This is a genomic window from Psychrobacter sp. NG254, from assembly GCF_015277735.1.
Lineage (GTDB): Bacteria > Pseudomonadota > Gammaproteobacteria > Pseudomonadales > Moraxellaceae > Psychrobacter.
In genome coordinates, this window is sequence record NZ_JADHDA010000003.1 from 258732 (window position 1) to 283580 (window position 24849).

The window sequence follows — 24849 nt, forward strand, 5'->3', positions numbered from 1 at the left end:
CTATTCAATAGCAGCGGGGCAGTTATTCAAATTTATTATGCTACAGCATTATTTACTTACCTTGATAAACAGGTTTACGCTTCGCTATGAACGCGCTAACCCCTTCTATAAAGTCATCAGTTTTTGCCATTATCGTCTGTTGTTCTACTTCCGTATCTAGCGCTGCGCTCAAACCAGCGAAAGCATGCACATTGAAGCTCTCTTTCATAGCGGCCAACGCTTTGCCTGGTAATTGGCTCAATCGTAGCGCCAATGCTTGTACGGTGGCATCTAGCTCGTCAGCACTAACCACGTTGTTCACCAGATTTAAGCGCGCCATATCTTCTGCTTTTAGCTTATCACCCAGCATCACAAGTTCAGTGGCTTTTGCGGCCCCAACCAATTGATTCAACAAATAAATACCGCCAGCATCTGGTACTAAACCAATATTGACAAAGGCTTGCACAAACTTTGCATTGTCTGCTGCAATACGAAAGTCACAAGTGAGTGCTAAGTTCATACCAGCACCTGCCACAGCGCCTTCTAACTTGGCAATAATCGGTTTATGGATCTGACGTAGCTTTAAGCTGACTTCTCCTGCGCCTTCTACCATACCTCTCAATTTGGTTGAAACAATGTCCTTATCTAAGCCTTCAGACAGCATCTCTTTGATATCACCGCCGCTTGAAAAATTACCACCAGTGCCTTGTAAAATAATCACTCGTACTTGGTCATCAGCCGCTGCTTTATCGAGCGCTATCAATACGTTGTTTTTTAGGGGGGTACCAAAAGCATTCAGGCTTTTTGGATCGTTAAAAGTAATGGTCGCGATGTGCTGGTCAACTTGATATCCGACTATAGGCTGTGACATCTGAGATTTCCTTATTTTAAATGACTGTTTTAATATCTTGTATCAATGAGAATGGTACGAAATAAAGGTAAAAATGATTCAATGCCAATTACTATAGCAGCTTGCTAGGATTATAAAAGTGCATTTTATGAGCGCTTAAGACACATCTAAATGCTGGTCAGTTTTTTAGACTTGTAATAAAAAATGAATAGTAAAATAACCATGACTAAGTGGACAAAAATTTTGTATGAATAAAACGACTGGTACGTAAAAAGGTTACTCACTAAACCATTGTTGGACTATGCTAGTATTCTAAGGGTAGCATCAGAAACTATCTGATACAGCGCTTAATGTATTTAACCAAACAAGGATGTGGTTATGCCAACTATTAATGTCAATAATGCTGATATCTACTATGAAGACAGCGCACCAAATAACACGCAAAAACCGGTTATCGTGTTTGCCCATGGTCTGCTGTGGAGCTCGCAGATGTATGACAAGCAAGTAGAGTATTTTCAAACAGACTATCGCTGCATTGCTTTTGATTTTCGTGGGCAGGGTCAGTCACAGATTACCAAGTCTGGCTATGATATGGAGACGTTGACCGAAGATACGCTTGGATTGCTTACCGCACTTGATATTGATAAATGTCATTTTGTTGGATTGTCAATGGGCGGATTTGTCGCGCAGCGTATTGCGCTTAAGCGACCTGAGCTTCTGCTGTCTTTGACGCTTTTGGAGACATCTTCTGACCCTGAAGATCCAAAAAATATACCCCAGTATCGCAAGCTTGTAAAAGCCATTCGCTGGCTTGGCATGAAGCGTGTGAGCAATAAAGTCATGTCGATTATGTTTGGCAGTACCTTCTTGGCTGACAAACAGCGTAAATCTGATCGCAAGCAGTGGCTCACGGTGCTTCAAAGCAATCGTAAGGGTGGCGTCGTCAAGGCAACAGCGGGTGTCATTGAGCGAACAGGTACTTATGAGCAGCTGGGTAATATTACCACGCCAACACTCATCGTCGTGGGTGATGAAGATGCAGCAACGCCTTATGCCAAGTCTGAGCGTATGCACTTTGCCATTGCTGGATCTAAGCTTGCCATTATCAAGGGTGCTGGCCATACGTCGACAGTGGAAGAGCCTGCTCAAGTAAATAAAGTGCTCAGTCAGTTTTTAGAAAGTTGTGCTTAATGTAAGGAGTGTTGGACATTCACATATAGACACTGCTGATTGCTAAAGCTGTTATCTATATAAAAAAGCCGCTATCTTTTATTAATAGCGGCTTTTCACGTAGTGTGAATAGATTAAATAGCTGACTGCTACATTCGTGAGCTGTACTGGCTATGACCGTCATCAATCGTTCCAAATGCTTCGGCACGGTTGACGATTTCGGTTGCCCACGCACGATGCGTCGCAGGTTCTAACATCGTATTGTTATACTTAAATACCGCTTTGGCCTCAGAGTGTAGGATCGCTTGCGCCTCGTCTAACGTACTTAGTGGCACGCAGTAGGCTTGCTGTACCAATGCGATTTGGCTGGGGTGAATGACGGTTTTGCCCACCAGACCTAAGCTGACATCTCGGTTTAGCTCTTGCATAAAGAGTGTCGGCTGATCCAAATACTCAAATACGGGCGCGGTGAGATAAAAACCATGCGGTACAAAGCAGCCAAGTAGCTGATAGGCAAGGGTGCCGATAGGCGTGTCATAGACAATGCTATTCTTCGGGCGACGCAAGCGCAGCGCGGCAAATAAATCATTACCACCGATACGTAGCGCAAACACTGGCTGACTAAAGGCTTCTTTAAAAGCGATGGCCAGCTCTTGATTGTGATGCGGATTGAATAGGGCAGCCGTTTCAAGCGTAGGCATCAACAGATGGTCGATTCTCAGGTTCTGACAGGCCATTCGCCAATTGGATAAGCTGTACATATCGACTTTTGGCATGACAAAGCCATCAATCAGATCGATATGGGCATAATCAGCCAGTTGCTGTAGCATCATCGGACTACGCGGACGTACAAAGACCAGCGGGCGCGTTGGATGCTGGGCGTGAATGGCAGCGGCTCTAGATGGGTCATTGATGCTATTGACATGCTCAGCCCACGTATCGAGCAGCGTGCGCAAGCGCTCAAGCGCTAGCTCAACATCCTCATGACTGACCGCATCTTCTAGACAAATAATAATACTATTGATCGTCGGTAGCTTGTCTCGCTTGATCACTTGCCAAATATCTTGGCGAGTGGCAGGCATATATAGGCTAGCACCTAACTGATATGGATGGTGCGTGTGCGGTCTGACCATCGCATGACGCTCAGTGATCAGATGTGTATAAGACTGGGTATCATGGTAAAACTCTGACTCGTGGTTTTTTATATCGGACATAATCGGCATCATAAATAGAGGGATGAAGGGCAAGCGTTCAATAATGCTAGATGTATCAATGCTAAAGGCATTAACTGTCTTTGGAGCGTTGCTTGATAAGCGTGATGGCTTGATAGGGAAGTATTTTATCACCTAATACACTGATTGTGATGTTTCGTTGTGCACATAAATGACGCAGTAGTATGGTATCGGGATGATCAGCAGTAGCGAGCAATATACGCTCTGGATCACGGCGTAATATGGCTCGCGTTGCCTCGGCAATCGTTGGCTTAATCCGATTGCGATTGGTGATGCCGTAGTCTGCTGCGAGGGCATCTATCAAGGCTGCTGTCTGATAGCGCGGCTGCTGATAGGTTGGCAGCCGCTCTGGCAGAATAGCCAATGAACGCCTCGCTGCATCGATATGATCGATAAATGCTAAGCTATGATCTGTGTCTAATAAATCATCATAAAAGACACTGCGATGCAGGCCTGATGAGGGCTCTGTATATAAGCTGCGCGAAATCAGTCCTGATACCGTACTATTTAACAAACCCGATGGGATCAACCAGTCTTCTTCACTAGCAGCCAGCCAAGCAACGCCAGCTGGATCAGCAAGGGTCAGTAGGGGAATGACATCAGCACCTTGGTGAAAAATATTGGCAAAATTAACATGAGTCGTGTCGCTAAATGTCTCTAGACTACGAGCCAGCTCTTTATAAATCGCACCTTTACCTGTCCAGCCATCGACGAATACAATCGGACTGTCTGGATAAGCATTCAATAGCATTTGCAAAGCCACTGGGTCAAGGCCACGATCACGAATGATACTGATACCGTAATGTATGCTTGGTAGAGAGTAGCCCCTATCTGTATCAGTCAGCGCACGCTGCAACAACACCCCAATCGGTAGGCCTGCTCGCACTAAGCTCACTAAAATTAATGGATGCTCATCATTTACTTTACGCTGGAAAACATGATGTAGCGTATGTGCCAAATGAGCGATATCAGTTGCGGCTCTCTCAGTACCTTGCTCTAGTGCCTGCGTGTATAGCTGCTCATGCATGGCAGTAGGTGCTTGCTCTAGTGTCAACATATCAGAGTAATGACGTTGTCCACTTTGAATAAGCGCTTCTTTTTGACTAACGGGCACATCGGCAACGGCGTCTTTATCGACCATATCGAGTAGGACAATCACATCGCTTGCAAGGTAGCTGCCTGAGCCATAGTTTTTTAGAGTAGCTTTTTTTGTCTGTATATTAGGTAAAGTCATAGTATGAATAATAGCACTCGTGATGATAACAGTGGGATTGCGTGGCTATGCTATGGTTTAAACGGATGGTTTAGCCTGACGATTTAGACTGGTATTGCTCATGCAGTTGACCGTGATTAGGCATACCGTACCAGTCTAGCAGTTGCAAAAATGGCAAGTCAGCTAAACTGTCACCGAAGCCAAAACTGGGACGCTGATGGTCTAAATGATTCTCTAATAAAAACTGCACGGCATGTTGCTTATGCACAGCATGGGGCAATATCGCCAAATTATTGGCATTCACATGCACATAAAAATCTTGATCAAAATCACGTATCAATGTTGGCAGTTTTGCTGCTAGATCCACTAATGCTTGATGGTCTTTTTGTGCATGTTTAATCGCCAAATAAATCGTTAATTCTTCATCCACAGAACCATTGTTAAAGCTGTCGAGATGCGGCGTAAATACTAAGTGGCTCTGCTCACTCTTACTGTGATTGGTAAACAGTTGACTGAGTTGATTTAATTTATCCTGCAATGGTGCAAGCTTGCGATACATCCGCTGCTGCCATTCGCTTAAGAGCTGCCCATTAGAAGTCAAAATAATCGCACCATGGGTCAATACTTGCCAGCTATCAAAGGGCAGCTTCACGCGTTTGATTTCACTACGGTCACGTGCCGTCACCACTATCAGCTCAGTGCTAGCAAGTAACCAATTAAAAAGGGTTGCTTGGCGCCGACTCATAAAGCTTAACGGCTCGCCTTGTTTATTGACCGTTGCACACACTAAGTTTTCAGACTCAGTAGTGGGTAAATCCCACGCATCAATTTTACGTTGGGTTTGGAATAGAGTATCGTCTAAATCCATGAGTGCATAAGGTTTTATAATATCTGGGCTGGGCTTAAAAAATGGGGTAGTCATGACATCGTCCATACATAATAGGGTTAAAAATTAAAGAGCAATTTAAAGTGTAGGACTTACTAACAATACATTATCCAAACCTCGCCACATAGCATCCACACTATCAGCGCCCGTCTCCACGCACAGCACAATCAAGTCCCATTCTGTTGGATCGACATTATAAGCAAAATTGGTCATACCAAGCCCATAATTATCGCTAAAGCTCAGCATCGTAGTGATGGCACCGCCAAGCGCAATCGGTGAACGGGTTAACGCGCTAAAATTAACAATAGAATCCATGTTGGAGTTGAGTTTTTCAGACTCTACCTCAAGCCATTCAGCCAATAAAAATGGCAACCAAACAAACTCATTACTACCCAACACCAAGATTCTTTTTGGCAACTGAGTAATATCAAAGCTTTCTTGGCCATCAAGACGCATAAGTGCAGCCTGAAAACTCGAAAGATAGTTATCAAACCCATCTATACTATTAAGCGTTGGAAATCGGCCCCAATTGCCAGTATTGCCAAGCGCTTGACTGCCAGCTGCAGTAGTATCAACTGATGGCATCGTAATGGGTTCAGGGTTGGGTGTATCTGTCCACTGCCATGCGCCAGACAGTAAATGATGACGATGAAACTCAATACCAGTGAGGCGATCTGACATTTTTGCAGGCTTAACGCCATCTGCTTGCTGGTTTTTATTTTCTTGATCTAATGACCAATCAACCAAAGTCGTCAGATGCACTTGCTCTAACTGAGTGAGTCCTGCATTGCGTAAGGCGGTGACGACATTGACGCAGGTATTGCCTGTTGAGGCTTCATCATCAACCATAATCAGCGTTTTGCTGGCCAGTAGCTGCTCCTGAGTCACAGCATCTTGACTTTGATAAATCAAATGCTGGCTGGCATGACTGTGGTCTTCACAAAAAGTCGTCAGCAAAGCGTCAGCACCATTAGCATCACTACTTTCATCGTGCTGTGCATGACGAGTAGAGTTCAATAGCAGGGCGTGTGGATAGCGTGTTTGTAGGGCTTGATGGACACCAGCAGATAGACCGACAGCAGTCTCTGCCATACCAATGACCAAAACTGGCTCAGGTAAATCGCTAGGGACTAAATCGGCTAAGTCAGTAAATGCATGTCGCATGGTGCTGGGTGCGACGGGAATATGACGCCCTAGTACTTTTGAGACAAACAAAAACGCACGTTTTGGGTTAATACGCTGCGCAAATCCAAGCAGATCTTCTAGTTGATAATGGTCATCCTGTTCTAGGCCATTTTTGGTCGTTGCTGAATTGGTCTGATAAGTTAGGTCTAGTTTGCCACGGGGTAGAGTGATGGTCGTGCTGTGTTGCTCATTTAACATTTATATTCCTTGGCGCTTTTAATTTTATATAGGCATAGATTTCTCAACCCTGACAGCCAACCAACCATAAGGCACTGCGACTTTGCTTGCTTAGCTGCGGTGTAGTCAGAGGCATAGTCAGAGAGCTAGCGCTTGACGGCTCAGTCATGTTTTCCAAACTGATTCCAGCGCTTGCTAATAGGGCAGATAATAACTGAAATTTCACCGCATAGTTCATATTTTGTGCATGTTCATGATTCAGGCTAGCCGTCACCATACCGATAACCTCGCCAGTCGGCAATAATAAAGGGCTGCCGCTAGAACCGGGCTGAATAGGTGCAGTAAATTGCATATAACGGATATCATCATTTAAGCCTGTTAGCCCTGAGATGCAACCTTGCGTCACTTGTAGCTGACTACTTAGCCCTGACAAGGGAAATCCCAACGTGGTAACAGTCTCACCCAAGATATCGCTACATCGTTGCACCAACGTGAGGTAACTAGGCAGAGGGTCATTGACTCTGATAATGGCAGAATCACTACCGATATCGCTGAGCACGACTTGTGCTTCAAGATCGGGTTGGCCTTGCTGACGTATACCAATCATCTGAGCCGACTCAATCACATGATAGCAAGTCAGCAGATGGTACGAATCAATAGCGAAGGCCGTTCCGGTCCACGTTTCACCTGCATTGACCTGACGAGGAGGGCGAGCTTCATTATTTGGGTGAGTGCGTTGCTGTTGCTGCGCTGCTTGTATACGTGCGTGCGTATCAGGATGACGAACATCCAGACTGACTTGTACGCGCTGCTCAAGGCTCGCCAGACCTTGGGTTGAGCATTCCCCAAGCGCTCGACATTTTAGCTGTCCATTACGTTGGTATATCTCCAATATAATAGCAGCTTTGACATGACGCTCATTTGCCGTAAAGTCATAGCGCAGCTTACCGTCATCTAGTATTAGACAGACATCTTTTAGCGCTATCGAGGGCGAGTGGGTACTTGGGTCGCTATAAACATAAGCGATAAGCTGTAAAAACATAACACCTTGTTTTTCAAATAACTCCGTTAGGTCGAACTGCCATGTGCTGGGACTGCCTGCATTGTCTATCTTAGCCCACGCTTTAGGCTCATGCAGATACGCAGGACTACACACGGCCTTGCGATTTGCATCTAAAGGCAAACATAATAATCCAAGCTGTTGACCAAACTTAAGCTCATTATTTGTAGAAAAATCGACCGAGCATTGCGCGCTTGTAAGAACCGTGTTGGCACCTAATGCCAATGTCGTATGTGTGCTCATTAGTCCTCTTCAAATCACTTTTCACGTGATTATAGTTATTTTATTATTTTCTCAATATTAGCCTGTGCTTACCGTTTAATCGATGATTATTTAATAATGAGGACATGGGTGAACCTCATTGAGAAGGTCTATTTGGCTCTTGTAATTGGTTCCAATTTAACCTGCTCTACGGTTTGAGATTGTATAAGCTTTAAAGTGGTAAACACTAAGTAGGTAGGATAAAGTGAGTAGCCGTATGAATAAGCCGCGCAAAAAATCGCATAAATTTTTTACACTCTAAATTTCACATTATTTTGAGTTAACTAAGTAAACATTTTTTTACTAATTTACCACCTATCGGACAATGCAACCACCTATCGGACAATGTTTGGTAACATCTTGCTAGAAGGGACAAATCTAGCGATAATGTAGCCAATATCCACCACTGTTTGATGTTTTTATTGTCATTTGTGAGCAGTATGCGAACCAAGCTTTAGCAGCCTCTTTAAGTACTGTGATTTTTTGCCAATCGATTGAACGACTGGCCATATATTTATTGAATAATAAAAACTACTGGCAAGAGTATGGATGGTCTTTTTAGATGGTCAGTAATTATTGCACAGCTAGATTCAAAAACTATTGATAAAAATGTGTTCTACTTCGCAAATATAACAAATTTGATGTTTTCAAATACGGTGTTTCTAACAGTTATTAAATAATAACCCATATAAATAATAACTTATCTATCAAAACAACCTTAAAAACTTTGTCCATATTCATTATTTGGTCTATCGCAGTGGCTTAGTATATCTATGCTTAGCACTAATTTAGTAAAGGAGTGACCTTTGAAATTCTCTTGTGCACTAGAAACGTCTTCTGAACGCATTCGTTTGGTGAATGTTATCTCGCCACTTATTAAAGCCGGCTATCAACTGATTTCTCAGAAACAAGAGTCTTCCGAAAACGGTGGTAATATCATCCGTGTGGTTGCCAAAAGCCAAGAACCTAAGACGCAAGCAGATCTCATCGAAGACTTGTCTTCCATTGAGGGATGTACCCTCTTTAATCTAGAAATCGATGAAGACGACAATGCAGCCTCATCATCAGTACCAGCAAAAAAGGTGCTAGATGAAAAAAGCGTGTTGTCAGCCATTGGCGCCTATTATCCTAAAATCGCAGATATCGTCAGTCAGTATGAGGCCAGTTTGCCTGCTGATCGACGTATGACAGCATTACATGAGTTGGGACGTAAGGTTGGGGGCGGTATCTATCAACGTGACTATGCGCTTGGTAGCCCATTAAAAATGCCTAAGACGATCAGTCGTGAGCTTGTGCCAGCACTAAAAGGGCTTTCTAAAGTTAAAGCCAAAGACAATATCATCTATTTAATTAAATGCCCATTCTGTAAGTCGTCAGACCATAATCACTCAGGATGTCATTTTGTTGTGGGCTATATAGAAGGCTTCTTAGCAAGCAATCCTGCCGTAGACATGATTCAGGTCGAAGAGACTAATTGTGGTGCTGGCAGTACCAATATTTGTGAATTTACCATCCGCTAAAAAATAAATCATAGACTCTCTAACGTCTATCAAAAATGAACGAGTGTGCAAGGCATCGCGGTGCGCCCCAAACAGTATAGTCAATCCTCTATAAAAGAGCTACAGCGTTAATCTCGCTTGAAGTATCGTACATACATCTGCACTCAATTGCCTTGTATCTCTTTTAAATTGAATCAACTATATTGCGACGCTCAATTTTATTACGTTTTTATGGAATATATAAGGCAAAAAAATGATCGAAGTTGAATACAACCTACTACTGGTACTAGTCTCATACGCCATCGCAGTATTTGGCTCTTATGTTGGCCTAAACCTTGCCATTCGAGTGCCGTCTGCAAAGCCGGGAACTGACCTATACTTTTGGGTTGCACTATCTTCTATCGCGATTGGCGGTGCTATTTGGTCGATGCACTATATTGGTATGATGGCAGTCGATATGAAAATGCCGGTCACCTACGATTTAGGTTTGACCATTGTTTCAATGCTGCTAGCCGTTTGTTTTGTCGCGGTCGGTATCGTGATCGTTGGACGCGGTGAATCAAGCATTGGCAAGCTGTTGGGTGGTGGTGTTTTGGCTGGACTTGGTGTTGCAGCCATGCATTACACTGGTATGGCATCAATGCAAATGGACGCAACCATGTCGTACAACATACCACTTCTGATTGCCTCAATCATTATCGCTATTGTGGCTGCGATCGCAGCGCTCTGGTTGGCATTCAATCTACGTGGCACGTTACAGCGTTTTGGTAGTGCGTTCATCATGGGTATTGCTGTTTGCGGTATGCATTACACTGGTATGGCGGCTATGGAAATGACGATGACTGATTATGTGATGTCTATGGACTACACACACGCAGGTGCCATTTCTTCATCGATTATGATTTTTATCGGCTCAGCGCTTGTATTAAGTTTACTATGGGTCATTGCCTCTAAAAATGCACCTAAGCAATCAAACCTTGTATTTGGTGAGTAGGTATCAGTGTTTGTTTTCTAATGATGTTAGCAAATGTCTTAAAAAAGGCTTTTAGATCATAATCTAAAAGCCTTTTTTGTGCCTGACAATATCGGTTATTCGTGAGGTGTATGCTCACTTATTTACTTACTCAGCAGCGTCTTCAATTTTGACACTCATCATAATAGAGCGTACTTGGCAGGCTGTTATTTTCTGAATACTTGCGTCTAAGCTGGGTTTGTCTGTCAGGCCTAGCCAATAAGAAAAACCAGCTTGTGTCAAATCCAAACCGCTGTGAGAGGTATAGCCGATGCCGCCTGATGGTCGACTATTGATCTCAAGGACACGGTGTTGACCGTCATCGTCAGCTTTGGTTTGTACGCTGACAATACCATCACAGCCAAAGGCCTTAATTAATGGAATCACAACCTCCATAACAGAATGCTCATAGCCGATATGTTGGATTTTGCCCGTTTTATGGCGTGTGATGGCGGCCAGTACTTCCCCATATTGACAGACCACATCGATGGAGTATTCTTGTCCTGATAGGTAAGGCATCAACAGCATTGGAATAGGGCTCTCGTGTACCATTTGGCTGTTAGCGTAGGCATTCACAAACTGCGCGGTATTAATTTTTTTCTCTTCTGTGAAGTATAAGTGCTCAAAGCTATCGTAATGCTCGCCACATTCTTTACCGGAGTCTAATCGCCAAAATCCTTGTGCGAAAATCCCGACGACAGGTTTGACGCATAGAGGCTGATGCCCGTGCTCAGCCAGTAATGCTTCAAGCTCAGCGGTATTGTCAAAACGCCATGCATCCGCGACCGGAATATTATGCTGGTGACACTGCTGCATAAAGGCAAACTTATCATCGATTGACTCAAGGGCGGCGACGCTAGTAGCACCTGTCAACAAACGGATACCAGCCGCATTGAACTTTTCGCGGTGCGCTTCATAGTCAATACCATTGCGCCCAGTCAATAGTACTTTTACATTGTTCGTTTTGGCGTGCTCTAATACGAATTGCCAGCGTGGCATAACCGTCTTGCTTGTCTTTTGCGTATCATCCTCTATGGCCGCTTCAGACGGCTCGTAATACATCACGTCAGCAAATTCAAAAATCTCAGGTCTGTTATGACGGTGCGAAGCAATGACATCAAAAGGCTCGTCCGATTTACCCTTTAAGGCCTGTAAGCTCTCTAACATATCGCGCTGGCTGGATTGACCTTCAGCTAACCAAGCAGCGACTGGTGCCGAGTGCAAGCTATCGTTGGTAGGGTTGTTCATAATTTTCTCAGCATTAACATGGTTTATAGGGAATCGGGTCAGTTTATATGGTTATCATAGCGCTAGTGGCAATATGTCAAAGCAAATTTTTAACAACAGACATTATATACAAATGGCACAGGTTATAAATGCCTCTGACAAAATAGTCATCAGTATTTATACAAGTTTTTTTATGGCTTATAACGCAGTTGCTCGATTTAAAATTCTCATGATATCCATGCTACTATACAACGATAGTCAATCTAACAATCACAACGACATAATAAATAATACAGAGGATTTATGATGAGCCAAGCCCAATCTCAACCGTTAGTAGCAGGGGCTAATGCACCACTGCCGGTGGACAATATCAGCATTCGCATCTTAAGCCAAAACGCCATTGATTGTGCTGCGTATCGTCTGACAACAGATGGCAAAGTGCGCGGTGATGGGGACATGATATTTTATGGGCAGACACGCAGCGATGATGGCAGCGTCAGCTTTCGTGGGCATGATAGCGATGGGTTTTTTGATATCAATCTATCAGCACAGCCTGCGAGTATTGAAAAAGTCGCCCTAGCATTCTCCAGTGCGCAAACATTGGCGCAAGTCGGTGATGTGGATGTACAGGTATTGCAAGGCAGTCAGGTATTGATGACTTGTCAGCTCAGTGGCACAGGGCGTAATGAAAAAGCCATTATCTTGGCGGAATGTTATCGTCGGCAGGGCAGCTGGAAGTTTCGATTTATTGCCCAAGGGTTCGAGGGCGGGTTAAAACCTTTGTCTGAGCACTTTGGGGTCGAGATCGCTGATGACACACCAGCCCAAAGCCAGCCACAGAGTCAAGCTCAAAATCCACCACCTGTTCAGGCTCAACCGATCAATACGCAGCGACCTATTAATACACAAAAAGCAGGTAGCACTGCTCAGGCGAGCACACCGCCGCCGATTCCTGTCAGTCCTTCGATTAATCTTAGTAAAGTCACCTTAACCAAAAACCAATCTAGCATCAATCTGAAAAAGCGTGACGACTTTGGTAAAATCTCAGTCAACCTAAACTGGAATCAGCGACCGGATAGCGATAAGCCTGTTGCCAAAAAAGGCATATTAGGCGACCTGTTTAAGCAGCATCAAGCGGGTGGTATCGATCTGGATATCGGTGCCATGATTCATCTAAAAAACGGTGAAAAAACGCTTATCCAAGCACTAGGCAATCGTTTTGGTAGCTTACCCTCTGCACCTTATGTTTGCTTGCGTGCTGATGATAGAACGGGGCAAGTCAGTGGTGGTGAGTGGCTCGATATCAATGGTCAGCAGTGGTCACAGATTGAGGAAGTGTTTATCTTTGCTTTCATTTACGAGGGTGCGCCGAATTGGGCGAAAACCGATGGGGTAGTGACCATTCATGTGCCCGAGCAACCACCGATTGAGACACGTCTGACGGAAGGTGCTGGTAACTTGCCGATGTGTGCTATTGCGCGCCTAGTCAATCAGCAAGGCAGTATCAATGTTGAACGTATCAATCAATACTATAAAGGTCATCAAGAAATGGACAAAGCATTTAACTGGGGCTTTAGCTGGAAGCGTGGTAGCAAGTAACAGTCGATTGTACTAATAGATAAAGTATTATTTTTACAAACTGTCTATAAAAACAGCCCGCCTATGAGTAATAGGCAGGCTGTTTTTTATAGGGTTTTACGCTATCTGCTATTATTCAAATAGTTTAGGCATGCGGTGTGATGGCAGGCATTAAGTCATGGAAGGTGCGACCAGACGCAGTCTCACCAATGGCATGCATTTTCCATTCATTGTTATGACGATAGACTTTTGCCATGACCATAGCAGTGTGTCCACCTTGTGCCGACAAATTATAACGTGCCACTTCGCTATTATTATTAGCATTAACGATACGGCAGAATGCGTTTTCTACGGTTTCAAACGTTTGACCTGTAAAGCTGTTGACTGTGAACACCAGTGAAACCACACTGGCAGGTACTTTTGAGAGGTCAACATTAATGACTTCATCATCACCATCGCCATCACCAGTACGGTTATCACCTGTGTGAACGATGCTGCCATCTTTTGATTTGAGCTGACTGAACCAAATCGCATCGACAGCTTGTTTATTGGCATCGAACATGATGCATGAGGCGTCTAAGTCAATTGAATCGCCGCCACTACCGCCGCCGAACAGCTTACCCAAAAACCCGCCTTTTTTGTTTTGTGGCCCTTGAGCAACGTCCCAGCCTAGACCCAATTTGACTTGAGTAAGCTCGCCGCCAGCTTCTTTGGTTAGTGATATTTTCTGACCCTTTTGTAGACTAACTGCCATGTGAGTGTCCTTATAATAATAGTGAGTAAAATAGTTCGAAAAAGTGCTATAAGATATTATTCAAAAAGCCGCCACCGCCGCCGCGTCCACCAGAGCTACTACCTAAAACGCTCTGTATCCAGCCTTGATAACTGTCACGATTACGCGAGCAAATGATGACTTTTCCGGTACCTGAGAAATTTAAAACCATGCCTTCACCACTGGTGACGGAATTGATGATATTGCTCATGATGCCTTTTTTTTTGCTGGTTGAAACGGACAGTTTGTACTCAAGGGTTGAATCCCAGCAGACGACATGACCATTATCAATAATGACGTCTTTGTCTGGTGTGACATCAATCTCAAACAGTGAACCAAAGCCAGATACCACGACTTGACCTTGTCCTTGTGTCTGCATGACCATAAAGCCACCAGTATCACCAAATACTGCACCGCCTAGGTTGCGCTGAATATTGGCTCTGATATCGACACCCGTCTGTGCCGCGACAAATGCACCATCGCTGAGTGTATATTGCTGCTTGCCGACATCGATGATTTGCATATCGCCATCTAGCGTAGGTGCGAGCAGACAGTCACCTTCACCATGAGTCGCTTCAATCTGTTGTTGAAACAGGGATTCATCATTGGCAAAACGGCGCATCAGAGATTGCATCAGACCACCTTGCAACTTCCCTTTCAGCTCAAGATTGGACTCCATCATCACCATCGCATTGGCTTCACAATAGATTGAATCGCCTTTTTTGAGATTACAATGCAAAAAAGGTTCAATAGTACCAATTAAACTGAAGGTCGCGGCCATGGGCTGTACATCCTTATTCTAATATCTTTGGTTAACGCTTTTATAGTATGTATCTCTACGTTCTTTATAATTTTTTATTGAGCGTCCAATTAAATGTAAAGCCATCAAATGCGTTAAAGGGGCACACTTGATGGCTTTTTAGATCATAACCAGACGTCTGGCTATGATAATTGGCTTGCTAAACGTTTACGTTGGATCAAACGTTAAACATTTACGCCATAAGAACCGGCTAATGGTCCAAGACCACCACTGAAGCCTTGACCAACAGCACGGAATTTCCAATCACCGCTGTGACGATATAACTCACCAAAGATCATGGCCGTTTCAGTGCTGCCGTCTTCTGATAGGTCATAGCGTGCAATTTCACTGCCGCCATTGTCATTGACGATACGGATATAAGCTTCACCTACTTGACCAAAGTTTTGATTACGGGCTTGGCCTTCATAAATGATGGCGCAAAGTGCTACTTTGTTAACGTCAGCTGGAATGCTCGCTAGGTTCACTTTGATCGCTTCATCATCACCATCACCCTCGCCAGTACGGTTGTCGCCTGTGTGCTCGACCGCGCCATTATCTGACTTTAAGTTATTGAAAAAGATAAAGTCTTGATCATTGCGAACCTTGCCTGCTTCATTGACCAAAAAGCCAATCGCATCTAAGTCAAACTCTTGACCGTCAGTGGCACGTGGATCCCAGCCTAGACCGACTGTTATATTGGTTAAACCTGGCGCTTCTTTTGATAAGTTTACGTTGCCGCCTTTCGTTAAGCTAATAGCCATACAAATATCCTTTGGATTAATAGTTAAGTGGATTGATTTACGAAAAATGAAATAAAAGTTGTGCAGTGACTGATATCACAGAGAAAAATGGCAAAAAACTTACCTGTACGCCATACCCTGCATATCATTAGGTTTTACTATACTAAGCGTTTGCTCACTAAGCAAGGCGTATTTTGTGCGCTTACTATATGCTTACCAAGGGACATAGTTCTTGAGCATCTTTGATGGTTTTTAATCAACTTAGCAATAGTCGTTAAGGTATTGTTATGAAAACGTAAATTATTTGACGATTGAAAATGTTGGATAGAAACGCTTAAAGGTAGAGTGGGTAGCAGAGAAGTATTATGACCAAATAGATGGCCTTAAACTAAAAGGGTCACACCAAATATATTGATATGACCTGTTATCAGATTGATAATTTTTAAAAGTAATACTGTGCTGAGTAATCAATCGAGCAAGGCATCTAGAGTCTATCTCTAATCTCCAAAAACCGACCAGCCAGTTTCTTGTACAAACCGCTCTAATGCTCTTGTACCAAGCTTAGAGTTGCCTATATGATCCAGTCCTGGCGACCATACAGCGATTGAACCCTCACCTGGTGCGATCGTTAAAATACCACCGCCAACTCCGCTTTTTCCTGGTAGGCCGACACGATAGGCAAACTCACCAGAGCCATCGTAGTGACCACACATCATCATCAACGAATTAATCCGTCGAGAGCGCTGTGCATTAATCACCCTGACGCCTGTGTGCTCATTAATACCATTGGAAACTAGATAAAGACCAGCTTGGGCCAGCTGTTGGCAATTCATCGCGATTGAGCATTGATGAAAATAAGTTCCCAATACTTTGTCCACGTCATGCTTTAGACGACCAAAGGATTTCATGAAATAGGCGAGCGACGCGTTTCGATCTTTGTGCGCCATTTCGGACGCTGCTACCTTGTGATCAAAACTGATCGAATCATCATCAGCAATAAAACGAACAAATTGCAGTATCTCACCCAATGTCTCTTTTGGCTCATGTCCCATCATAATCGCATCTACCACTGCAATGGCACCTGCATTGATAAAGGGATTACGTGGTCTGCCAGACTCATGTTCTAGCATCATGATTGAGTTAAAAGGGTCGCCGGATGGCTCGCGGCCAACGTGTGTCCAGAGCGCATTACCCAACTTACCAAGGCCAATGGTCAAGGTAAAGACCTTAGAGATACTTTGGATCGAAAACAGTGTACTAGCATCACCTGCTGTATAGACCTGCCCATCTGGTGTCGCAACAGCAATCCCAAACTGGTTCGGATCGACATGGGCCAGTTGCGGAATGTAGTCCGCCACTTTTCCGCGGTCTGTTTCATTTGCCATCTCTGTAGCAATATCATCAAGAATTTTTTGTATATTAATCATGTATTCGTATTTTTAAGGTGTTGTTAGAGGGTAGGGATTTTAACTGAATAAAAGGGGATAGTAATCATCGAATTGTATTTTAATGATGGGTCAGTATCATATACCTATGAATGCCTCATATATTTATAACTTGTCGCTTTAACGTGTCGCCTTAACTAGGGGCCTGTTTAAATATCAAACAGGCCCTAGGCTATAAAAAAAGCAGGTCACATCTGATGATATGACCTGCTCATAACTATGATTGGATACAGAAGACGTAATACTGACGGTGTTTTTTAAGTCAGTTTTGCAGCTTCAGCTTTACGATGCTGTAGTGACGCTAGTAGCGCCCAGCCAATAAAGGCAATACCAATCAAACCAGTAATCACTTCTGGTACATGGAACTTCACAGACAGCAACATGATGAGTGCCAATGCACCGATGGCATAATGCGCGCCATGCTCAAGATAAATGAACTCGTCAAGCGTGCCTTTGTCTACCAAGAAAATAGTCATCGAACGTACGAACATCGCACCAATTGCTAGACCCAGCATGATGACAATGACGTCATTGGTAATCGCAAATGCGCCAATCACACCATCGAAACTGAATGAAGCATCTAGAACTTCTAAGTATAAGAAACCAATGATACCGCCTTTCATGATAGCACTGGTCGCAGCTGCGCCATTTCCTTCGTTTTCTAGGTCTTCTTCGAGATCACCTTCAAGCATGCCAGATACGACCTGTACACCAAGGTAAACTAAGATACCCCAAACACCAGCAATTAAGACAGCACTTGATTGTTCAGCACTGGCCCACGATACCGCGATCATCAAGACAATAAGGGCTACAAATACGCTCATGGCATCGACTTTACCTAGCTTGGCTAAACGGCTCTCTAACCAGTCAAACCAATGCACTTCTTTATCATCAAAGATAAAGTTTAAGAAAACCAGCAATAAGAAAATACCACCAAATGCTGAGATTTCTGCATGGTGTGCCATTAGTCTTGCTGAGTATTCTTTAGGATCGTTCAATGCCAAATCTATCACTTGCATCATACCAAGGTCGGCAGTAACAGCGACGATGACAATAGGGAAGACCAATCGCATACCAAATACGGCGATTAAGATACCAACCGTTAAAAATATCTTTTTCCAAAATTCATCCCAGCCCTTAAGGACTGAGGCATTAACCACCGCATTATCAAAGGATAACGAAATCTCCATGACGGCCAAAATAGCAGTAATGGATAGCGTGGTTATCAAGCCACCCATACCGCCATGTGAATATCCCCACCATGCCGCTACTGCTAAGGCAATCGCGGTGAAGATAAAGTCTAAATAAAAATGTCTCATGACACATCCTGTCTGGTTGCGTAAAGCTAAGGTCTACCTAGTATAGGTATGAACCATAAAAAAGTGGTTATTGCTAACCACTTTTTATGCATAATTTTAAACGAAACGTAGCGCATTACTAGTCATTTGGACATTAAAATTGTGACTATTTGCAACGATACAGACGCGACGTTTTGAATGTGGTAATTGGGGTCTGTACGAGTCCAATTATCACAAAAAACAGTGCCTTAGATATCAACACCGTACTGCTGACACATCGCTTGCAGGCCGCCTGAATAGCCTTGACCTACTGCGCGGAATTTCCACTCTCCATTGTGGCGATATACTTCACCAAACACCATGGCAGTCTCAACAGAATAATCTTCTGCCAGATCAAAACGCACGACTTCAGTACCTGTTTCTTCATTAACGACACGGATAAAGGCATTGGCCACTTGACCAAAGTTTTGGCTACGAGCTGCTGCATCATGGATAGTAACCGTCACGACAATTTTGTCGACATCAGCAGGTACTTGGGTGAGATTTACCTTAACCAATTCATCATCACCATCACCTTCGCCAGTACGGTTGTCACCAGTATGCTCGACCGCGCCATTATCAGATTTAAGCTGATTGTAGAAGATAAAGTCATGATCACCGCGCACTTTACCTGCGCCACTTAGCAAGAAAACACTGGCATCAAGATCAAACTCAGCACCAGAGGTCGCGCGCTCATCCCAACCCAGTCCAATCAGCAGCTTGGTTAGGTTTGGATCCGTTTTGGTTAGCGATAAATTACCGCCTTTATTAAGTGATAAAGCCATGATGTTATCCTTGTTATTAGACATTAGAGGTTTTATTGAATAAAAGGCGATAGGTTTACGCTATAACTGCGTAAATCCATCGCCTAGTAATGCCCTATCATAACAACAAAAAATGACCCAATCAAAGCCGATTGGGTCATTATTGTGTTTCATCGTCATTGGGCAAAAAACCCAAATTTTGAGAAGCTAGACTGCTGAGATGAATTTCTCTATTTGTCTAGCATTCTTGTATCGATAAGCGCTTGATTACAGGCTTTGACGGTGACGAATCTCAAAACTTTGATGGATTGGTTTTTTGATATTAAAATCAAAACCAATCGTTTTTTGGGTGATATCAACGATATCGTAGCGTTCGATCAACTGCTCATCTAGCTCAAAGCGCGTAAAGTTGTTAGAGAAATACAGAACACCATCTGACGTTAGACGGTTCATTGCACGGTTGATGATGGCAGCATGATCACGCTGTACATCAAAGGTACCTTGAAACTTCTTAGAGTTTGAGAAAGTCGGTGGATCAATAAAAATAATATCGAACTGCTCGGTATTTTCTTTGATCCATTCAAAAATATCCGCCGCGACGAATTGATATTTATTGCGGCTGACATCTAGGCCATTAAGCACAAAGTTTTGCTTGCCCCAATCTAGATAGTTCTGTGACAAATCAACGCTGGTCACTTTTTTGGCACCAGCAAGGGCTGCATGCACACTCGCCGTACAAGTATAAGCAAATAGGTTCAATACCGACTTAGCGCGACTATTGTCTTTGATACGAGCACGCATATTACGATGGTCAATGAACAGACCCGTATCTAAATAATCGGTAAAGTTGACATAAAAATACGCACCGTCTTCACGCGCAACATGAAACTTGCCACGTTTTTCAGTGGTATTCTGCTTGCTATACTGATCGTTACCAGACTGGCGAGCACGCGTTTTGATAAAGATTTGTTCACGATTGATATTGAACACTTCACGAATACCCATCAATGCCAAATTAAAGCGTTTTTTGGCAGTCTCAGGTGGGATAGTCTTTGGTGGCGCGTACTCTTGTACATGAGCGTAATCACCATATAAATCAATCGCAACCTTAAAATCAGGTAAGTCAGCATCATAAACACGAATGTTACTTACATTGTCTTTTTTAGCCAGTTTTTTCAGCTTAGCAAGGTTTTTTTGTAGACGGTTGATAAAGTCTTGTCCATCTTCTACGTCGATCTCGTTCTTCTCAAAGCGACTAACGAGGTTGCCCGTTTGCCCAGCGATAAGTGTTCCATAGCGGAAATAAACGGTGATAGCACCATTATGACAGCGCAACGTCTTTGGTTCTTTAATCGGTAGAATATCTACTTGTTCGACATGAGAGGCCAGTATGCCAAGCATAGGGTCAATGCCACTACCGGCAAAGCTGTCTTGCAAGATAAGCCCAATCGCTTGATACAACGGTTTGATCATTTCCTCATCACCCAAACGCTCACCATAAGGTGGGTTGGTGATGACTAAAGGATTGCTCAATCGACCATCACTAACCAAGGGTTTGAGCACACCACTGAGTTGATCAAGCGCACGATGTTCAATATCGAGTAGTGGTAGTAGGTCTTGCAGCCCTGCTGCGATCAGGTTTTTCTCTGTGGCAATAATCGCGCCATTATCAGCATCAAAGCCCAACATAAGCGGCAGAGTATCTGGCTGCTCATTGGCAATCTCTAATGCATCACGAAAACGCGTTTGAGCATCATCGATCATCTCTTGCCATAGCACATCATCATGATGCTGCCATTGGTAAAAGCCAAATTGATTGGCAGCTTTGTCGATACCAACCGCATAATCGCAATGCATCAGTAGTGCTTCGATAAGGAATGTTCCAGAGCCACACATAGGATCGATCAACGCATTATAGTAAGGTGCGTCGCCTGCTTCGTTTTTCTTGTGCCAACCCGCGCTATAAAGTAGGGCGGCCGCCAAGTTTTCTTTTAATGGCGCTTCTGTCATGGCCACGCGATAACCGCGGCGATGCAAACTGGTACCTGATAAATCTAAATATAGCTCGGCTTGCTTGTCGTTGATCGTCGCAAAAATAGAGAAGTCTGGGTTTTTACTATCGACGTTCGGGCGGCTGTCGTAAACTTCGTTAAACGTATCGGCAATCGCATCTTTAATACGTAGCATGGCAAACTGCTGACTGACGGCGACACGCTTATCGACAGATAGACGGATAGCAAAGGTCTGCTCTAAGCTGAATTGCTCAGTCCAATTGACTGATTTTGCCAAACCATAAAGCTGCTCTGCCACGTCGTATTCAGCATTGATATTTTTGCGTTTAATCAGCATCAAGACCCGTGAGGCCACACGTGACCACAAGCAAATCTTATATAGAACAGGCAAGTCTCCAGTCACGGCCAGACGGCCTGTGCTTTTGATTTCGCTATCAATGCCAAAACTGGTCAGCTCAGTCTGCAGTGGTGCCTCAAGCCCATCGGCACAGGTAATAATAAGGTCAAGCGACAACGCTGGTGAAGCTGCTGTTAGAGATGCGGGCGCGGTTTGTTCGGTCATACGGGTACCTGTGGGCTAAATTGACAAAAAAGCAAATAATGAGATAAACGGTGTAACCGGTAATTTTACCATAATTCACGGTAGGATGGTTCAAAGTGGCCGTGTTTAAGATGGGATAGCCGAATAATCAGAAATAGCGTCTCTACTTGTCTTTTGCTAGCGGTAACTCATCTGTTACGATTTGAGTGGTGGTTGCAAAAGGTTTGGTGGCGATAGGGTAATCGACATCCTTTGGCATCAGCAGCCGCATATGGGGATAGGGCGTAGAGATATTGGCCGCATCAAATGCAATTTTTATTTCTTCCTGCAATACTTCTTTAATTTTGGGTATACGGGCAACGGCTGCTGGTTTGACCCAAAAACGTACGATAAAAAATACGCCATATTCTCCGATTTCTGCCACGGTCGCTGAGGTCTCAGGACGATTAAGCACCGCGTCAGTATCGCTGAGCACTTGCAAAATCTCATTACGAGCCGTTTCGATATCATCTTCGAATGCAATGCGCACACGAATATCAAAACGTATAAAGTTTTTGGACGTTAGGTTAATGACTTCAGAGGAGGCAACGTTAGAGTTTGGGATAATGACAGTGATGTTGTCTCGAGTGAGAATATGAGTGGTGCGCAGAGCGATAAGCACCACGCGCCCCTCATTGTCATTGATATGAATCCAATCACCGACCTGAAAGGACTGCTCAAGCAAGATAGTAATACCAGCGATAAAGTTGGCAAGGGTTGATTGAGCGGCGAAACCCACTGCCAAACCAACAATACCCAAACCTGCGACTAAGGATACGATGTCAAAGCCAAATTGTGCCATGACGCTGGCCAGCCCAAGTACCAACAGGAGAACAGACAAAATGTTCTTGAGTAGCTGCTCTATTGAAGCATTTAAGCCATAGTGCTGTAGGACTTTATGAATAATTTGTCCTGACGAAGCCCACAGTACGTAATAAATACCCGCCCAAGTGCTGGCCTTGGCTGTGGCCTTAATGGTTTCTGGTTCAAAGTTTATCTGACTCATGATAGCGATTAAGCTCGCCACTATCCAAATGTAGCGTAATACTGAGCGGGCGATCTTGGTACGGCGCTCGTTTAGGCGAATTTTTGCCCGACTGTGTTTGAGGATATAGTTGGCCAACCAATAAAAAAATCCCAATACGGCAAGTAGTATCAGGATTTTGATACCAGTACTCGCCAGCTCTACTGCTTGAGAAGACCAGTTCATCGACTCTTCATCTATAGAGCCGCCCAGAGACAGATATAAACTGGTGTGCAAATCGCGAATGATTTCTCTAAAAAAGTCAGTAATACTAGCGATTGCCATGTTTGCATCCAGGTAAGCGGTGTTTACATAAATTGATTGGTACGAACAGTTTAATCATAAACAACCTCAAGTTATCATTGCAATGATTGCGTCAAACTAACCATGATAACTTGAATAGGCAGATATTACTCAGCATCTATCTGCTATGAATTATCTTCCTGAGCATCTTGAGACTGAAAAGGTATCTCCATTTTATATTGGACGTCACGTAATGCCGTACGTAGACCCTCTAGTATCGTTGGATGATAAAAAGGCGTATCGAGCAGCGCCTTAACACACAAGTCATTGGTGATGGCAGTTGCAATAATATGTCCGATGTATTCGGCATCAGGACCTACCATGCTAGCCCCTAAGATTCTGTCGGTTTTTTTGCAGCCATAAATGTGCAACAATCCACAATTGACGCCCATCACGCGACTACGTCCTTGATTGTCAAAGCTGGCACTGCCAATGACAAACTCTAAGCTTGAGTCCTGCTGGATATCTGGCAAAGATCTGCCAATATTGACGATTTGAGGTGAACAAAACACAATAGAAAAAGGAGTGGCAGGCGGCCTGATATAGGCAGCTTCTGTATTCTCACAGACCATATTGCCTGCACTATAGCCTTCATCGCTCGCCACATGCAATAATGGAATGTTGGCATTGGCATCACCAACGATATAGACGTTTAAGTCGCCAATTTGACCTGTCTTTTTACTTAAGTCTTTCGGGCGGTTCTTATCGTCTAGCTCGACCCCTAAGTTTTCGATACCTAACTGCTTAATATTGTTGCGACGACCAGTAGCCACTAAGACATATTCACCTTGCCATTGCTGAGACTCACCAGCACTGTCTTCATACTCAACAAAGGCAATTTCATTACCTTCATTCTTCTTTGTGCCAACATCGGTAATCTTACTGCCCAAGTGCATGGTCAGCTCGTGACTGAAGCAGTCGATGGCTTTGTTATTGATGTCATCATCTTTGAGCCCAGCGACACGCTTGGCACGATTGAATATTGTGACGTCCACACCCAACCGCGTAAATGCCTGTGCAAGCTCCAAACCAATAGCCCCAGCACCGATGACGGCCATGGATTTTGGTAAATCTGGAAGCTCAAATACCGTGTCAGAGGTCAGCGTAGTATCACCAAGCTTGTCCGCCCAACCCTCTGGCATAAATGGCGAGCTGCCTGTGGCGACGATGATTTGCTCAGCGTCAATCAACTCGTCATTGACTTCGATTAAACCTTGCTGATTGATATGAGCACGACCATCGATTTTTTTGTGATCAGGCCAGCTATCTACTTGTTTTTTGATATAGCTGGCAAAATGATCGCGTTCATCACGCACGCGCCCCATCACTTGCTTACCGTCGATTTTTGCTGTGGCATGAATACCAAACTCACTAGAATTATTGGCATCGTGTGCACGATCAGCCGCTGCAATCAGTAGCTTACTTGGCATACAGCCTACAGCGATACAAGTAGTGGTCCAAAAACCTTCATTAATAATAACGACATCGTCTTTGATTTTGCTTGCTTGGCGAAATGCATTTTGACCAGCAGTACCAGCACCGATAACGGCAACAGATACTTTGCGCGTGATTTTTTGCTGCGTATCGTCAGTAGTAGTGCTAGGTTGTTTGTTCATATTATTCTCTAATAGGGGAAGGATTATAGTCAGTAATAGACTGAGTTCTTAGCTCATATTTTTTATTTAATTTTTATGGTTCTGATGACGGATAATGATTTAGTGATAGAGCCAATAACCAAGGCTCC

At 43.9% G+C, this 24849-nt stretch carries 20 protein-coding genes; 4 read left to right on the forward strand and 16 right to left on the reverse strand.

Annotated features, from left to right (window positions below; translation table 11 throughout):
• Positions 1 to 52: 52 nt before the first annotated feature.
• A complete protein-coding gene (locus IP510_RS06495) occupies positions 53 to 850 on the reverse strand; it encodes an enoyl-CoA hydratase/isomerase family protein (protein WP_194363954.1) in 798 nt (265 codons plus the stop codon).
• Between the two features lie 357 nt (positions 851 to 1207).
• On the opposite strand from IP510_RS06495, the gene IP510_RS06500 reads away from it, so the two are divergent.
• Positions 1208 to 2020, forward strand: a complete 813-nt coding sequence (locus tag IP510_RS06500) for an alpha/beta fold hydrolase (protein WP_194363955.1) — start codon at positions 1208 to 1210, stop codon at positions 2018 to 2020.
• Positions 2021 to 2148: 128 nt separating this feature from the next.
• Here the strand turns inward: IP510_RS06500 and IP510_RS06505 are convergent, their stop codons facing one another.
• From IP510_RS06505 to IP510_RS06525, 5 genes are all read right to left on the reverse strand, one after another.
• Positions 2149 to 3213, reverse strand: coding sequence for an HpcH/HpaI aldolase/citrate lyase family protein (locus IP510_RS06505; protein ID WP_194363956.1), 1065 nt, complete (start codon positions 3211 to 3213; stop codon positions 2149 to 2151).
• A 70-nt stretch (positions 3214 to 3283) separates the two neighbouring features.
• On the reverse strand, positions 3284 to 4465 hold the full coding sequence (locus tag IP510_RS06510; RefSeq protein ID WP_194363957.1) for a cysteine protease StiP domain-containing protein: 1182 nt from the start codon (positions 4463 to 4465) through the stop codon (positions 3284 to 3286).
• A 70-nt stretch (positions 4466 to 4535) separates the two neighbouring features.
• Positions 4536 to 5366, reverse strand: a complete 831-nt coding sequence (locus tag IP510_RS06515) for an HAD hydrolase family protein (RefSeq protein ID WP_194363958.1) — start codon at positions 5364 to 5366, stop codon at positions 4536 to 4538.
• Between the two features lie 42 nt (positions 5367 to 5408).
• The gene (locus IP510_RS06520; protein WP_194363959.1) at positions 5409 to 6713 is read right to left on the reverse strand and encodes a phosphoribosyltransferase domain-containing protein; all 1305 of its coding nucleotides are present in this window, start codon (positions 6711 to 6713) and stop codon (positions 5409 to 5411) included.
• A 43-nt stretch (positions 6714 to 6756) separates the two neighbouring features.
• On the reverse strand, positions 6757 to 7995 hold the full coding sequence (locus tag IP510_RS06525) for a S1 family peptidase (RefSeq protein WP_194363960.1): 1239 nt from the start codon (positions 7993 to 7995) through the stop codon (positions 6757 to 6759).
• A gap of 824 nt (positions 7996 to 8819) precedes the next feature.
• On the opposite strand from IP510_RS06525, the gene IP510_RS06530 reads away from it, so the two are divergent.
• On the forward strand, positions 8820 to 9533 hold the full coding sequence (locus tag IP510_RS06530; RefSeq protein WP_194363961.1) for a hypothetical protein: 714 nt from the start codon (positions 8820 to 8822) through the stop codon (positions 9531 to 9533).
• Between the two features lie 232 nt (positions 9534 to 9765).
• Positions 9766 to 10506, forward strand: a complete 741-nt coding sequence (locus IP510_RS06535) for an MHYT domain-containing protein (protein ID WP_194363962.1) — start codon at positions 9766 to 9768, stop codon at positions 10504 to 10506.
• 126 nt (positions 10507 to 10632) lie between these two features.
• On the opposite strand, the gene IP510_RS06540 is transcribed toward IP510_RS06535, so the two are convergent.
• Entirely contained in the window at positions 10633 to 11772 is a 1140-nt protein-coding gene (locus IP510_RS06540) for an ATP-grasp domain-containing protein (RefSeq protein ID WP_194363963.1), read from the reverse strand.
• A 285-nt stretch (positions 11773 to 12057) separates the two neighbouring features.
• Between IP510_RS06540 and IP510_RS06545 the strand changes: the two genes are divergently transcribed.
• A complete protein-coding gene (locus IP510_RS06545) occupies positions 12058 to 13350 on the forward strand; it encodes a TerD family protein (RefSeq protein WP_194363964.1) in 1293 nt (430 codons plus the stop codon).
• A 124-nt stretch (positions 13351 to 13474) separates the two neighbouring features.
• On the opposite strand, the gene IP510_RS06550 is transcribed toward IP510_RS06545, so the two are convergent.
• The 9 genes from IP510_RS06550 to IP510_RS06590 form a co-directional block, all read right to left on the reverse strand.
• A complete protein-coding gene (locus IP510_RS06550; RefSeq protein WP_194363965.1) occupies positions 13475 to 14083 on the reverse strand; it encodes a TerD family protein in 609 nt (202 codons plus the stop codon).
• A gap of 46 nt (positions 14084 to 14129) precedes the next feature.
• On the reverse strand, positions 14130 to 14882 hold the full coding sequence (locus tag IP510_RS06555) for a TIGR00266 family protein (RefSeq protein WP_194363966.1): 753 nt from the start codon (positions 14880 to 14882) through the stop codon (positions 14130 to 14132).
• Between the two features lie 203 nt (positions 14883 to 15085).
• Entirely contained in the window at positions 15086 to 15661 is a 576-nt protein-coding gene (locus IP510_RS06560) for a TerD family protein (RefSeq protein WP_110922674.1), read from the reverse strand.
• A gap of 476 nt (positions 15662 to 16137) precedes the next feature.
• Positions 16138 to 17067, reverse strand: a complete 930-nt coding sequence (locus tag IP510_RS06565; protein ID WP_227669543.1) for a glutaminase — start codon at positions 17065 to 17067, stop codon at positions 16138 to 16140.
• Between the two features lie 275 nt (positions 17068 to 17342).
• Positions 17343 to 18404, reverse strand: coding sequence for a DUF475 domain-containing protein (locus IP510_RS06570; protein ID WP_194363967.1), 1062 nt, complete (start codon positions 18402 to 18404; stop codon positions 17343 to 17345).
• 227 nt (positions 18405 to 18631) lie between these two features.
• Complete coding sequence (locus IP510_RS06575) at positions 18632 to 19207, reverse strand: TerD family protein (protein ID WP_194363968.1); 576 nt, start codon at positions 19205 to 19207, stop codon at positions 18632 to 18634.
• Between the two features lie 246 nt (positions 19208 to 19453).
• Positions 19454 to 21760 (reverse strand): bifunctional 23S rRNA (guanine(2069)-N(7))-methyltransferase RlmK/23S rRNA (guanine(2445)-N(2))-methyltransferase RlmL, encoded by a 2307-nt coding sequence (rlmKL, locus tag IP510_RS06580; RefSeq protein WP_194363969.1) that lies wholly within the window; start codon positions 21758 to 21760, stop codon positions 19454 to 19456.
• A gap of 142 nt (positions 21761 to 21902) precedes the next feature.
• Positions 21903 to 23087: a mechanosensitive ion channel family protein gene (locus IP510_RS06585; RefSeq protein ID WP_194363970.1), complete on the reverse strand. Its 1185-nt coding sequence runs from the start codon at positions 23085 to 23087 to the stop codon at positions 21903 to 21905.
• Positions 23088 to 23230: 143 nt separating this feature from the next.
• The gene (locus IP510_RS06590; protein WP_194363971.1) at positions 23231 to 24721 is read right to left on the reverse strand and encodes a dihydrolipoyl dehydrogenase; all 1491 of its coding nucleotides are present in this window, start codon (positions 24719 to 24721) and stop codon (positions 23231 to 23233) included.
• Between the last annotated feature and the right edge of the window lie 128 nt (positions 24722 to 24849).